The following is a 14,275-nucleotide window of genomic DNA, read 5'->3' as shown; positions in this document are numbered from 1 at the left end:
AATCGTTTTTATTGTTGTTTATTGGTTAATCAAAAAGGTTCTGTAAAAATTAAGGAGTTCAAATGAACACCTTATTTATTTCTAATACCTCAACAATTCCAACAACTCTTTCTCAAATCTTACCTTAGGTAAATATTGATCTTCCAATGATTTTACAAATGGAATTGGACTTTCTAAACTTCCAACTCTACGAACGGGCGCATCAAGATATTCAAAACACTGCTCCATAATTAGTGCTGAAATATCACTTGAAATTCCTCCAAAAAGCGTGTCTTCTTGCAAAACAATACATCTTCCTGTTTTCTTTATTGATGTAAAAATCGTTTCGGTATCCAAAGGTTGTAAACTTCTTAAATCAATCAAATCTGCTTTGACATCTGAATTTTTGGTTAACGTTTCCAAAGCCCAATGAACTCCAGCTCCAAACGAAATAATCGTCACATCTGCACCTTCTTTAATAACCGAAGCTTTGCCAAAAGGAATAGTATAATAATTTTTAGGCACATCTTGATAAACAGAACGATACAACTGCTTGTGCTCAAAATAAAGCACTGGATTTGGATCATTAATTGCGGTATTCAATAAACCTTTTGCATCATATGGAAATGCTGGATAAACCACTTTTAAACCTGGTGTTTTTGTAAACCAAGCTTCATTGGTTTGGGAGTGAAATGGTCCAGCTTGAGTTCCACCGCCACAAGGCATTCGCACGACAACATCGGCTTTTTCTCCCCAACGATAATGTTGTTTTGCTAATAAATTCACTATTGGATTAAATCCAGAGGAAACAAAATCGGCAAATTGCATTTCAACAATTGCTTTGTATCCATTAATTGATAAACCGTTTGCAGCAGAAACAACTGCACTCTCACAAATTGGCGTATTGCGAACTCGTTCTTTACCAAATTGCTCCACAAAACCTTCGGTAATTTTAAACGCACCACCATATTCGGCAATGTCTTGTCCCATGATTACAAGGTTAGGATAGCGTTCCATCGATTGTTTTAAAGAAGACGAAATAGCATCAATAACACGAATGTTTTCTACTTCTGATGATGGCTCAACTAATTCAAAATTATAAGGTTTGTAAACATCATTTAATTCTTCAAATAAATCAGCTTCAAAATCTGGTTCGTCTTGAGTAATTGCCCAATTTTTGTCAATTTCTTTCTTGATTACCGATTTCAACTCTGTATCTAATTCTTCGGATAAAACACCAATATTGATTAAATAATCTTTATAATTTGAAACTGGATCTTTTTTAGCCCATTCGTCCATTAATTCTTGAGGAACATATTTTGTACCGCTAGCTTCCTCGTGACCACGCATTCTGAAGGTTTTAAATTCCAATAAAATTGGTCGTGGATTTTCAGCTAACGATGCTTTTAATTCCACTATTTTATTATAAACTTCTAGAATATTATTTCCGTTAATAATATGACTTTCTATTCCATAGCCAATTCCTTTATCAGCTAAATTTTCACAACGATATTGTTCATTTGTTGGCGTTGAAAGTCCGTAACCATTATTTTCTATCACAAATAAAACGGGTAAATCCCAAACAGCGGCAATGTTTAACGCTTCGTGAAAATCACCCTCACTCGTTGCGCCTTCTCCAGTAAAAACAGCCGTTACTTTTCCGTTTTTCTGTAATTTATTTGCTAGAGCAATTCCATCGGCAATTCCCATTTGTGGTCCAAGATGTGAAATCATTCCAATGATATTAAACTCTTGCGTTCCGAAGTGAAAACTTCTATCACGACCTTTAGTAAATCCCGATTTTTTGCCTTGCCATTGCGAAAACAATCGATGCAAAGGAATATCTCTTGAAGTAAAAACACCAAGATTTCTGTGCATTGGCAAAATGTATTCGTCTTTATCCAAAGCATTTGTAATTCCCACCGAAATTGCTTCTTGACCAATTCCAGAAAACCATTTGGACACTTTACCTTGACGAAGAAGAATTAGCATTTTTTCTTCTATCATTCTTGGCATTAAAAGTCGCTTGTACAAGTCTAATAAGCGTATGTTGGAAAGGTCTTTTCTATCAAAGTTCATTTGTTTTATTTTAGCGTTGCAAAAGTATAAAACTGTTTTCAATCGATTGCGCTTTTTTTAAGACAATAACAAAATCATTATAGATTAGTTAAAGACAATCTTTACAATTTTATTCTTTCCAGCAGCAAATGCAGTATTCCTATTAAGAAAACGAATAGTATACAATGTTTTATCATCTGACAATTGTTTCCAAGAAATGCCACCGTTGGAGGAATAATGAATACCTGTAGCTCCAACAACAACCAATTCTTTGCCATCCGAATTTGGAATAAATTGAACGCAAGAGGCATAGCCAAATCCTTGATTTTCGGCGATTAATGTCCATGTTTTTCCTCCATCCTTTGTTATAGCTTTATTTTTAAAATTCTGCTCTAACTTCTCGTAATTTCCTCCTGCGACGAAACCTTTTTTTTTATTATAAAAATCTGCCGTGAAAATTCCTGTCATTGCATCTCCTTGAACAATTGATGTTTCATGTACTTTCCATATAGTTCCTTTATCAGAAGAATGAAAAACTCTAGATTTTTTTCCGCCTGAAACTATCCAACAATCGTTTTCTTTAATCATAACATTTGTGTTACTAGCCGCAAAAGCCGCTTCACCATCAAACGTTTTAGGTAAATTTGCGCAAGGTATTTTGTTCCAAGTAGTTCCACCATCGCGAGTGATAAGTATAGATAAACAGTTATCAATTGGATCGCCTATTAGTATTCCTTCTTTTTCGTTCCAAAAATTCATACTATCATAAAATACTTTTTCGTGGACTTCGGTATAAACACGTTTAACTGATAAATCAATTTTACTAATTTTAAAGATGTTAGCTGGATTACCAATATTAGCTATAAAAACATACTCTTTGTTTTGAGCTATGCTTCTAAATTCTTTATTGATGCTATCACTTTTTATTGTAATTTCTTTATTTTTCTTGGTTTTAAAATCATAAAATCCAAACCTGTTTTTGTCAGCAGCATACCAAAGTTTATCATTATCAACTTCAATTGCCCTAATGCTAATTTTATCATGCAAGAGCGTGTCAATCGTAATAGAGTTAAAAGAAATGATTACAGCATCTTTACCTGATTTACAACTCACAAAAAAGAAAGGAAGACAAATAATACAAACTATTTTTTTCATTTGAAAGGCTTGAATAATAAGCGAATATACATTTTTTAACTGACTTTCTATTTGTTAAAGTTTCTTTAAATAAAAAATTGTGGCACAGTAATTGGATAATCGTAAATAGCTATTTATCAATTAAAAATATACTATTATGAAATCACAAATCCTTTCTCTATCGCTTTTGGCTACACTTAGTTTTAGCACATTATTTGCTCAAGATAGAACTACAGTTACTGCAACAAATTCTGAAATTAGTGATAATTTAGATTTACGAGCTGTTGCATCCATTTTTGGAGATTCAGAAAACTTAGAAGATTTTGAAAGAAGATTGAATGACCCAAAATCACAAATATCTAATCTAGATTTAAACGAAGATAATCAAGTTGATTATATGCGTGTAATTGAAACTATTGAAGGTAACACGCATATTATTGTTATCCAATCTGTTCTAGGTCGTGATAGATTTCAAGATGTAGCTTCAATCGAAGTTGAAAAAGACAGAAACAATAGAATTCAAGTTCAAGTAGTTGGTGATGTTTATATGTATGGACAAAATTATATTTACGAACCGGTATATTCATATACGCCAGTAATTTATAGCTCTTTTTGGGTGAATAATTACAGACCTTATTGTTCTTCTTGGTATTGGGGTTATTATCCAAGTTATTACGTAGCGTGGAATCCATTTCCAATATTCAGATATAGAAATCATATTAGTTTCCACATTAACACGTATCATCACTACAATTATGTAAATATCCGTAGATGTCAAAGCGCTTACAATGTATATTACAATGGTGGAAGAAGAGGCGTTGCTTATCAAAACCAACATCCAAATCGTTCTTTTACAAGTAGAAATACAAGTTACACTAACCGATATGAATTAGATCAAAAAAGAAACATCAGAACAGTTTCTCCTAGAAATGAAGTTGCCAATACAAATGGTAGAATAAATTCAAGACCAGAAACTGTTAGAAATTCAGTAACAGGAAGAGTAAATTCAGTTAGAACAGATAATACAAGAATCGAATCAACTAGAAATATTTCGCAAAGAGATCTTTCAACTGAAAATACAATTGGCAGAACTACTACTAGAGATAATTTTGTAAAAAATGAAAATACAAGAAGCGAAACTCCAAGAAGTATTTCTCAAAGAGATCTAACACGTGAAAATGTTCCTAATAGAGTTACTACAAGAGATAATAGTGTTCGAAATGAAATAACTCGCAGTGAAACTCCAAGAAGTATTTCACAAAAAAATGAAAGCGCTCCAACCAGAACAAATACAAGCAGTAACAGTGTGAAATATGAAGCGCCTAGAAGTGTTCCGCAAAGAAATGTAACTAGTGAAAGTGCTCCAGCAAGAAGCAACTCAAGAAGTGAAAGCACTAGAAATTCTGATAATCAAAGAGCAAGTTCTAGAAATTTATCAGAAAACAAATCGTCTGAAAGAGTACAAAGTGGCTCAAGAGGAAACAGAAGAAGTTAGTTTTTGTACTTAGTTTTATTGTGATTGAAAGCCATTGTTAACGCGATGGCTTTTTGTTTTTAAAATAAATACCTATAAAAACATCCACATATTTGAAAAAGATATAAATTTGCATTCTTTAACAATTTATTATGAGTTCTCATAGTCATCAAAATTTGCACTCCAAACTCACTACTGGAGGATTACTTGTTACATTAGGAATTATATATGGTGATATTGGAACTTCTCCACTATACGTAATGAAAGCCATACTTGGTATTCATGCCATATCTAGAGATATTGTTCTGGGTGGAATTTCCTGTATTTTTTGGACATTAACACTCCAAACAACACTAAAATATGTTTTGATTACACTGAGTGCTGACAATCACGGTGAAGGTGGAATTTTTGCGCTTTTTGCTTTGGTTAAAAGAACAAAGATAAAATGGCTCATCGTACCAGCAATAATTGGTGGAAGTGCATTGCTAGCTGATGGTATAATTACACCGCCAATCTCAGTTTCGTCAGCCGTTGAAGGACTACGCATCTTTAAACCAGATATTAATACTATTCCAATTGTAATTGGTATTTTGATTGCTTTATTTACCATACAACAGTTTGGAACTAAATTAGTTGGTAAATTTTTCGCCCCAATGATGTTGATTTGGTTTACCATGCTAGGTGTGCTTGGAGCCATTCAAATTTTTAGCGATTTGTCTGTCTTTGCTGCAGTAAATCCGTATTATGCTTATGAGTTATTACAAATTCATCCAGAAGGTTTCTTCGTTCTTGGTGCTGTATTTCTTTGTACTACAGGAGCTGAAGCCTTGTATTCTGACATGGGACATTGCGGAAGAAAAAACATTAGAGTAAGTTGGATTTTTGTAAAAATAATGCTTCTGTTAAACTACTTCGGACAAGGCGCTTATTTGATAAATCATGAAGGAAAAACATTAGCAGAACTTGGAGGAAAAGCTGGAAATCCTTTCTATTTAATCATGGCGGATTGGTTTCAACCAATAGGAATTGTTATTGCTACATTGGCTGCCGTTATTGCATCTCAAGCATTAATAAGTGGTTCATTTACTTTGATTAATGAAGCAATGCGTTTGAACTTTTGGCCAAAAGTTAAAATTAAATATCCAACCGATTTAAAAGGGCAACTCTATATTCCGTCAATTAACTGGCTATTATTATTAGGTTGTATTGGAATAGTTCTATATTTTGAAGAATCATCAAATATGGAACATGCCTATGGATTAGCCATTGTATTGTGTATGATTATGACAACAATCCTACTCAATTTTTATTTGATAATGAAACGAGTAAAACTTTACTTTATAATTCCACTAATTACCATTTATCTAGTAATTGAATTTAGTTTCTTATATGCCAATATTGTTAAATTTTTCCATGGTGGTTTTGTAACATTAATTATTGCATCAGGTTTAATCGGAATAATGGCAACTTGGTTTTTAGCAAAACAAATTAGTAAAAACTACACTAAGATTGTAAAAATCGAAGATTACAAAAAAGTGTTAGCCGAACTAAGCGTTGACTTGTCAATTCCAAAATATGCAACTCATTTGGTATACATGACCAATTCACAACGTAGCGATGAGATAGAAGAAAAAGTGATGTATTCTATTCTTCAAAAAAGACCAAAAAGAGCTGACTTATATTGGTTTGTTCACGTAAATATTTTAAGCGAACCTTATAAAAAAGAATATCGTGTTACTGAAATAATTAAAGATGATATTTATAGAATAGACTTCTACCTTGGTTTCAGAGAACCGACAAAAATCAATTTGATGTTCAAGCAAGTTATCAAAGAAATGGTTGATCGCGGTGAAGTGGATATCACTAGTCGATATGAATCATTGAGTAAAAATAATATCATTGGAGATTTCAAATTTGTTCTTTCTGAAAAATTCCTTTCTAATGATAGTGACTTAACTTTCTTTGAAAAAGTAGTTATGAATACTTATTTCACAATGAAAAAATTCAGTTTATCAGAAGAAAAAGGATTTGGGCTAGACAGTAGTTCTGTAAAAATTGAACAATTCCCACTCGTTCTCCATGCTCCAGAGAAAATTGAAATGCGAAGAATTGACAAATCTTGCGAATAAAAAAACTAAAAAGTATTCTACCAAAGAATACTTTTTTTTGTTTGCATTAAAAGCAATATCTTTGCCCGCTGATTTTTTTACAAATGCGATTACATAGAAACCTAGTTTACACAACGATTGACTCCCTGAACGCCATCTTCAATGAAGGTGAATATGCAGATAAAGTAGTTGCTCGTGCCTTGAAAAAAGACAAACGTTGGGGAAGTTCCGATAGAAAGTTTGTTGCCGAAACCATATACGAAATTGTTCGTTGGAAACGTCTGTATATGGAAATAGCAGATGTAAAAGAACCGCTTGACCGTGACCAATTATGGCGAATTTTCGCTGTTTGGGCAGTACTTCGTGGGTATACAATTCCAGATTGGAGACAATTAGAAGGAACACCTGCACGAAAAATCAAAGGTCGTTTTGACGAATTATCCAAAATTAGAAAATACCGTGAGTCTATTCCAGATTGGATGGACGAATTGGGAATAAAAGAACTTGGTGAAGAACTTTGGACCAAAGAAATTGCTGCTCAAAACCAACAAGCAAAAGTAATTCTAAGAGTTAACACTCTAAAAACCACCAAGGAAAAACTTCATGCACTGTTGATGGATTTAAATATCGAAACTGAGTTTTTAAAAAATCAGCCCGATGCTTTAGTTCTAAAAGAAAGAGCCAATGTTTTTTTAACTGATGCTTTTAAAGAAGGATTATTTGAAGTTCAAGATGCGTCTTCTCAATTAGTTGCTGCTTTTCTTGATGTACAACCAGGCATGCGAGTTGTTGATACTTGTGCTGGTGCTGGTGGAAAAACGTTGCATATGGCATCATTAATGGAAAATAAAGGTCAATTAATTGCCATGGATTTATATGAAAGCAAACTTAAGCAATTAAAACTTAGAGCCAAAAGAAACGGTGCTTTCAACATAGAATACCGAATTATTGATAGTACAAAAGTTATCAAAAAACTTCATGAAAAAGCCGATAGAGTTCTAATCGATGCACCATGTAGCGGTTTAGGTGTTTTAAAAAGAAACCCAGACAGCAAATGGAAGTTACAACCCGAGTTTATTGAAAATATTAAAAAAACACAAGCCGAAGTTCTAGAAAATTATTCAAAGATTGTTAAACCAGGTGGAAAATTAGTTTATGCTACATGTTCTATCTTACCATCTGAAAATCAGGAACAAATTAAGCGTTTTTTAACAACCGAAAGCGGCAAAAACTTTACCTTTGTTAAAGATTCAAAATTACTAGCTTCAGAAAGTGGTTTTGATGGTTTTTACATGGCATTATTAGAAAGAAAATAAAATTTATGAAAAATATAATTACCTCATTTTTACTATTAGTTTCCACAATTACTATTGCACAAGTTGCCAATAGCGTTGAATCAATCCCAAATGGATATTATAATACAGCAACTGGAACTGGATACACATTAAAAACACAATTATTCAATATCATCAACGACCATAATGATAGAGGTTATAATGGTAACAATGGTATTTATGTAACTTACTTAACATCAGACATTGATAATTATTATGAAAATAATGGAACTATGTTGGATATGTACACCGAAAACCCAACAGGAACGGAATGTGAATACGAATATGGTGGTGGTTTACAAGATGATGGTACTTTAGGAAATGCTGAATGCCAAAGATATAACAGAGAACATTTAATACCTCAGTCGGTATATAATTCTCTACAACCAATGCTTTCTGATGCTCATTGTGTTGTTCCTTCTGATAAATATGTAAACGCACAAAGAGATAGTTGGCCATTTAGCAAGGTAAATAATGCTACTTCTACCTATTCAAATGGTTCAAAAAAAGGTTCAAATTTAAATTCTGGATATTCTGCAGGTTACACAGGAACAGTTTTCGAACCAATTGATGAATTTAAAGGAGATATTGCTAGAATGATATTATATTTTGCTACTCGATATGAAGACCAAGTTTCTGGATGGAACTATCCAATGTTCAACAACACAAGTAATCAAGTATTTACTAATCAAGCAATTAATGTTTTATTAACTTGGCATAATAATGATCCTGTAAGCCAAAGAGAAAGAGACAGAAATGATGCAATTTATGCACGTCAAAACAATAGAAATCCGTATATAGATAATCCATCCTATGCTATGTCTATTTGGGGAAGTTTATTAAATACAGAAACATTCAATGCATTAAATTCAATAACTGTATATCCAAATCCATCTAATACTGGTAAAATCAACATTCAATCAGAAGTTGAATTATCAGAAATAAACATTATTACAATAAACGGTCAATTAGTACAACAAATCAAAAGCCCGGAAAGACTTGATACTACATACGAATTGACTAATCTTCCGAAGGGTTTTTACTTTTTGCAATTGAACGCAAATAATCAATCGGTTACAAAAAAGATAGCGGTTAACTAAAATTTTTCCAAAATAATTATCAAAAGTTCTGTTACTACTGTGACAGAACTTTTTGATTCATACTAAAAAGTACAGAAAACATTGATTTTCTTTGAAATTTAGTAGTAGTTTACTATCTTTCGCCCTCAAATTGTGTAACCTTTAAAACATTTTCAAAATGTTAGAAGAAAAGAATGATAACCTGCTAGAAGCAGATGGAAACTTGGCTAATGAATCAAATGATTCAACACCAACAGAAAATCAAGAAGTTGTAGTTGAAACTGCTGTTGAAATTTCAGAAGAAATTGAAACTGTAGTTGCAGAAGAGGCAGCAATTTCTGAAGAAGTAATTGAAGAAACTGCCGCTGTTGTTTCTGAAGAAGTTGAAATACCAACTGTTGAAGAAGTAGTTGAAACTATTTCAGAACCAGAAAATGTAGTTAAACTTACAGACGAACAAGTAGCGGACGATACTTTAGTTATAGAAGATGATAACCATTCTGCGATAACTGCAATACAAAATGTAAATGCAGAGGAAAGCGAAGACGAAACGTTAAAAGATAGACATCATATTGAAATGATGGATTATGAAACGTTGTCTATGGAAGAATTGGTAAATGAATTGAGCGTTCTTGTTGCTGTTGAAAAAGTAATGTCAGTTAAAGACCATGTTGAAGAATTAAAAAAATCATTCTTATCAAAATACTATCATTTTATTGACGAGAAAAAAGAGGAATTCCATGCTGAAAATCCTGAAACAACGGAGGATTTCCATTATCATTTTCCGTTAAAAGTAAAATTTGATCAACTATATACTTCCTATAGAGAAAGAAAAAACAGTCATTTTCAAAGTTTACAAAATAGTCTGAAATCAAATTTAGAGAATAGACTTGCCATTGTCGAAGAATTAAAAAACTTAATTCACAGCCAAGAAGCAATTTCAGTTACTCTAAAACAATTTAACGATATTAGAGAACGATGGAAAGTTGCTGGACCAATTCCAAAAGACAAATACAACCACGTTTGGAATAATTACCATTTCCATTTAGAAAACTTCTACGATATTCTTCACTTGGATAGAGAAATTCGTGATTTAGATTTCAAACACAACTTAGAGCAAAAACTAAAAATTATTGCTCGTGTGGAAGAATTAAATCAAGAGGAAGACATCAACAAAGCGTTTCGTGAATTACAAGATTTACACCGAATTTGGAAAGAAGATATCGGACCAGTTTCTCGAGATCATCGTGAAGAAATTTGGAATAAATTCAGTGATTTAACCAAACAACTTCATGACAAACGTGAAGGTTATTATGAAAAATTCCGTGAAATTGAACAAGCAAACTTAGTTGCTAAAAAAGATTTAATTGCACAAATTGAAGTTTTAGCACAAGAAAAAGTTAATTCTCACAATGCTTGGCTAGGCCAAATTGAAAAAGTAGAAAAGCTTAGAGAAGCCTTTTTCAAAACTGGAAAAGTTCCTGCAGAAGTAAATGAAGAAACTTGGGCAGCATTCAAAGTTGCTGTCAGAAATTTTAATGTTCTGAAAAATTCATTTTATAAAGAAATTAAAAAAGACCAAAACGACAACTTAACCAAAAAACAAGCACTTGTTGCCAAAGCCATTGAACTAAAAGATTCTACGGATTTTGCAACTACTACTCCATTGATGAAACAAATTCAAGAAGAGTGGAAAACTATTGGACATGTTCCAAGAAAATTTTCAGACAAAATTTGGGGAGAATTTAGAGCTGCTTGTAATGAGTATTTTGAAAAATTAAAAGAGCAAAAATCCGAAGTTAATGAAGATGAAGTAGCTGCTTTTGAAAACAAAAAAGCCTATTTAGAAACACTAAGAAATTTCGAACTTGTTGGTGATCATAAAACGGATTTAGATGCTATAAAAGCTCATATTGAAACTTGGAAAAGTTTTGGAAAAGTTCCCTTTCCAAGACGTCATATCGAAGGAAAATTTAATAAAATCTTAGATACGTTGTTCGAAAAATTAAGTGCTAGCAAGAAAGACAATGAAATGGCAAGATTTGCTAATAGACTAGATAATTTAGCACATTCTGACACAAGAAAATTAGACAACGAAAAAGTATTCATCATCCGTAAAATTGATGAAGTACAAAACGATATTTTCCAATTAGAAAACAATATTCAATTCTTTTCAAATGCCAAATCAGACAATCCGTTGGTAAAAGAAGTTTTGAAAAATATTGAAAGACAAAAAGAAGAATTAGCCACTTGGAAAGAAAAGCTAAAACAACTTAGAAATCTGAAAACAGAATAATTAAAAAGTCCCGAAAATTCGGGACTTTTTTATTGTTGTATTTTAGAAGCTAAAAGATAAATAACCGCCATTCGTATAGCAACACCATTTTCAACTTGATCCAATATTACGGATTGCTGCGAGTCAGCAACATCAGATGTAATTTCAACTCCACGATTGATTGGTCCGGGATGCATGATAATAATTTCCTTTTTGAGAGAGTTTAGTAATTCTTTGTCAACACCATATTGTTGTGCATATTCTCGTGTAGAAGGAAAATAATTCACATCCATTCGTTCGTTTTGAACACGAAGCATATTAGCTACATCACACCAATCTAATGCTTTTCTAAGATTTGGTTCAACCGTAACACCGAGACTTTCGATAAATTTGGGAATTAGTGTTTTTGGTCCACACACTTTAACTTCTGCACCTTGCAATTGTAAGGCATAAATATTAGAAAGTGCTACTCGTGAATGCAAAATATCACCTACGATGACCACTTTTTTTCCTGCAACTTCTCCTAATCTTTCTCTTATGGAAAAACTATCTAACAAAGCTTGTGTTGGATGTTCATGAGCACCATCACCAGCATTAACTATACTTGCTTTTACATTTTGAGATAAAAAATAAGCCGCACCTGGATTAGCGTGTCTCATCACAACCATGTCGACTTTCATTGAAAGAATATTATTTACAGTATCAATCAATGTTTCGCCTTTTTTTACTGAAGATTGAGCAGCAGAAAAGCTAATTACATCCGCCGAAAGTCGTTTTTGTGCTAATTCAAAAGAGAGTTTTGTTCTAGTACTATTTTCAAAAAAAATATTAGCAATAGTGATGTCTCGCAGTGAAGGCACTTTTTTTATTGGACGATTAATAACTTCTTTGAAATGATCGGCTGTTTCAAAAATCAAGTTAATATCTTCTTTTTTGAGATACTTTATTCCTAATAAATGGTTAACTGATAATTCAGACATTTTAGTTGTGTGTTGTATGTTGTGTGTTGTTGTCTCTTTTAATTAAAATTCGTAATTTTTAATTAGTAATTAGCTGCGCTCCGTTCGCCTTCGGCTCGGGTCTAAATTAAATAAACCGCATCTTCTCCATCCTTTTCATTCCATGAAACGATTACTTTTTCATTATTGATAACATCAACTTGACGACCTCGATAATCAGGTTGAATGGGCAAATGGCGACTAAATCTTCTATCAATCAATACTAAAAGTTCTACTTCTGATGGTCTTCCAAAAGATTGAATGGCGCTTAACGCAGCATTGATACTTCTTCCTGTAAAAAGGACATCATCAATAAATACTACTTTTTTATCTTCAACCAAAAAATCAATTTGAGTTTTGTTGGCTTCTAATTGTTTTTCTCCTCTACGAAAATCATCACGAAAAAAAGTAATATCTAAAAAACCAAGTTGTATTCCATTGATTTTATATTCGTTTTCCAATAAAAATTTGATACGATTGGCCAAATAAATACCTCTTGGTTGAATTCCGATTAAAACAGTATTGGAAAAATCTAAATGGTTTTCGATTAACTGACAAGCCAAACGATGGAGTATGATATTGACTTCTTTGGAAGTGAGCAATACTTTTTGACTCATAGTAGTGTTGTTTGGGTTGTAAAAGTAGTATTTTTTATTGAGTGTGTCAACTAGCTTGTAGAAATTTATTGGTAATTGAAATATTCAAATTGTTTGCCTATAAATTAGCAATCGTTTTGCCACGAATTGTTAACAACTTTGAAAAATCGTATTTAAAAATTAATTACATTTGTAGCTATGCATTGATTTTAATGCGTTTTAAGTTATTAACAAAAAAGTTTTAGTATGCAACAAATTCCAAGTGTTGACTTACGTGATTTCCTGTCGGATGATCCGGCACGTAAACAAAAGTTTGTAAATGAAATCGGAAAAGCTTACGAAGAAATAGGTTTCGTAGCATTAAAAGGTCATTTTTTAGATGACAAATTAGTTAGTGATTTATATAGTGAAGTGCGCAACTTTTTTTCGCTTCCGCTAGAAACAAAAGCTAGTTATGAAATCCCAGGAATTGGCGGACAAAGAGGTTATGTTTCTTTTGGTAAAGAACATGCAAAAGGTCGTTCAGCTGGCGATTTAAAAGAATTTTGGCATTTTGGACAATATGTTTCTGAAGGTTCAAAATATGCGGGCGAATATCCTGAAAATGTTACCGTAACTGAATTACCTCATTTCAATCAAGTTGGAAAAGAAGCGTATCAAATGCTTGAAAAAACAGGTATTTATGTGTTAAGAGCTTTGGCTATTCATATTGGATTGGACGAATTTTATTTTGACAATTATATTAAAGATGGAAACTCAATTTTGAGACCAATCCATTATCCACCAATAACTGATGAGCCAAAAGATGGTGCTGTTCGCGCTGCTGCTCATGGAGATATCAATCTAATCACACTTTTAATGGGTGCGCAAGGTAAAGGTTTACAGGTTCAAAACCACGATGGTCAATGGATTGATGCCATGGCAGAACCAGATGAATTGATGATAAATGTTGGCGATATGTTGTCAAGACATACAAACAATAAATTAAAATCTACTATTCATCAAGTGGTTAATCCACCGAGAGAACTTTGGGGAACGTCGCGTTTTTCAATTCCGTTCTTTATGCATCCTGTTAGCGATATGAAATTAAATTGTTTGGAGCAATGTATTGATGCAGATAATCCAAAACTTTATGACGATATCACAGCGGGAGAATTCCTTGACGAACGTCTAGTGGAATTAGGATTAAAGAAAAAATAAAGTTTAGACTATTCATTTTAAAATTCCAAATTCCAATAAT

The 14,275-nt window shown here is 32.6% G+C and carries 10 protein-coding genes; 6 read left to right on the top strand and 4 right to left on the bottom strand.

Annotated features, from left to right (window positions below):
- Nucleotides 1-81 precede the first annotated feature (81 nt).
- Both BC748_RS02265 and BC748_RS02260 read right to left on the bottom strand, forming a co-directional pair.
- The gene (locus BC748_RS02265) at nt 82-2,058 is read right to left on the bottom strand and encodes an alpha-ketoacid dehydrogenase subunit alpha/beta (protein ID WP_133531838.1); all 1,977 of its coding nucleotides are present in this window, start codon (nt 2,056-2,058) and stop codon (nt 82-84) included.
- 84 nt (nt 2,059-2,142) lie between these two features.
- A complete protein-coding gene (locus BC748_RS02260) occupies nt 2,143-3,192 on the bottom strand; it encodes a WD40/YVTN/BNR-like repeat-containing protein (protein WP_133531837.1) in 1,050 nt (349 codons plus the stop codon).
- A 136-nt stretch (nt 3,193-3,328) separates the two neighbouring features.
- Between BC748_RS02260 and BC748_RS02255 the strand changes: the two genes are divergently transcribed.
- From BC748_RS02255 to BC748_RS02235, 5 genes are all read left to right on the top strand, one after another.
- Nucleotides 3,329-4,666 carry a hypothetical protein gene (locus BC748_RS02255; RefSeq protein ID WP_133531836.1) on the top strand — a complete coding sequence of 446 codons (1,338 nt, stop codon included), beginning with the start codon at nt 3,329-3,331 and terminating at the stop codon, nt 4,664-4,666.
- Nucleotides 4,667-4,797: 131 nt separating this feature from the next.
- A complete protein-coding gene (locus BC748_RS02250) occupies nt 4,798-6,774 on the top strand; it encodes a KUP/HAK/KT family potassium transporter (protein WP_133531835.1) in 1,977 nt (658 codons plus the stop codon).
- Between the two features lie 83 nt (nt 6,775-6,857).
- Nucleotides 6,858-8,069: an RsmB/NOP family class I SAM-dependent RNA methyltransferase gene (locus BC748_RS02245; RefSeq protein ID WP_133531834.1), complete on the top strand. Its 1,212-nt coding sequence runs from the start codon at nt 6,858-6,860 to the stop codon at nt 8,067-8,069.
- A 5-nt stretch (nt 8,070-8,074) separates the two neighbouring features.
- Entirely contained in the window at nt 8,075-9,187 is a 1,113-nt protein-coding gene (locus BC748_RS02240; RefSeq protein WP_133531833.1) for an endonuclease, read from the top strand.
- Nucleotides 9,188-9,344: 157 nt separating this feature from the next.
- Nucleotides 9,345-11,462 (top strand): DUF349 domain-containing protein, encoded by a 2,118-nt coding sequence (locus BC748_RS02235; protein WP_133531832.1) that lies wholly within the window; start codon nt 9,345-9,347, stop codon nt 11,460-11,462.
- A gap of 29 nt (nt 11,463-11,491) precedes the next feature.
- Here the strand turns inward: BC748_RS02235 and BC748_RS02230 are convergent, their stop codons facing one another.
- Both BC748_RS02230 and pyrR read right to left on the bottom strand, forming a co-directional pair.
- Nucleotides 11,492-12,421 carry an aspartate carbamoyltransferase catalytic subunit gene (locus tag BC748_RS02230; RefSeq protein ID WP_133531831.1) on the bottom strand — a complete coding sequence of 310 codons (930 nt, stop codon included), beginning with the start codon at nt 12,419-12,421 and terminating at the stop codon, nt 11,492-11,494.
- A gap of 101 nt (nt 12,422-12,522) precedes the next feature.
- Complete coding sequence (gene pyrR / locus BC748_RS02225; protein WP_133531830.1) at nt 12,523-13,056, bottom strand: bifunctional pyr operon transcriptional regulator/uracil phosphoribosyltransferase PyrR; 534 nt, start codon at nt 13,054-13,056, stop codon at nt 12,523-12,525.
- Nucleotides 13,057-13,281: 225 nt separating this feature from the next.
- Here pyrR and BC748_RS02220 point away from each other — a divergent pair, with 225 nt between their 5' ends.
- The gene (locus tag BC748_RS02220; protein WP_133531829.1) at nt 13,282-14,235 is read left to right on the top strand and encodes an isopenicillin N synthase family dioxygenase; all 954 of its coding nucleotides are present in this window, start codon (nt 13,282-13,284) and stop codon (nt 14,233-14,235) included.
- Nucleotides 14,236-14,275: the final 40 nt, after the last annotated feature.

This window comes from Flavobacterium dankookense (genome assembly GCF_004362665.1).
GTDB classification, from domain to species: Bacteria; Bacteroidota; Bacteroidia; order Flavobacteriales; family Flavobacteriaceae; genus Flavobacterium; species Flavobacterium dankookense.
Note: the sequence above shows the minus strand (reverse complement) of the source record. Positions and strands in the feature narration are given on the sequence as shown.

Excerpts from the sequence above, each read along its gene's own strand:
- BC748_RS02245 (WP_133531834.1), top strand. The coding sequence starts at position 6,858 with ATGCGATTACATAGAAACCTAGTTTACACAACGATTGACTCCCTGAAC.
- BC748_RS02250 (WP_133531835.1), top strand. The coding sequence starts at position 4,798 with ATGAGTTCTCATAGTCATCAAAATTTGCACTCCAAACTCACTACTGGA.
- BC748_RS02265 (WP_133531838.1), bottom strand. The coding sequence starts at position 2,058 with ATGAACTTTGATAGAAAAGACCTTTCCAACATACGCTTATTAGACTTG.
- BC748_RS02255 (WP_133531836.1), top strand. The coding sequence starts at position 3,329 with ATGAAATCACAAATCCTTTCTCTATCGCTTTTGGCTACACTTAGTTTT.
- BC748_RS02230 (WP_133531831.1), bottom strand. The coding sequence starts at position 12,421 with ATGTCTGAATTATCAGTTAACCATTTATTAGGAATAAAGTATCTCAAA.
- pyrR (WP_133531830.1), bottom strand. The coding sequence starts at position 13,056 with ATGAGTCAAAAAGTATTGCTCACTTCCAAAGAAGTCAATATCATACTC.
- BC748_RS02235 (WP_133531832.1), top strand. The coding sequence starts at position 9,345 with ATGTTAGAAGAAAAGAATGATAACCTGCTAGAAGCAGATGGAAACTTG.
- BC748_RS02220 (WP_133531829.1), top strand. The coding sequence starts at position 13,282 with ATGCAACAAATTCCAAGTGTTGACTTACGTGATTTCCTGTCGGATGAT.
- BC748_RS02260 (WP_133531837.1), bottom strand. The coding sequence starts at position 3,192 with ATGAAAAAAATAGTTTGTATTATTTGTCTTCCTTTCTTTTTTGTGAGT.
- BC748_RS02240 (WP_133531833.1), top strand. The coding sequence starts at position 8,075 with ATGAAAAATATAATTACCTCATTTTTACTATTAGTTTCCACAATTACT.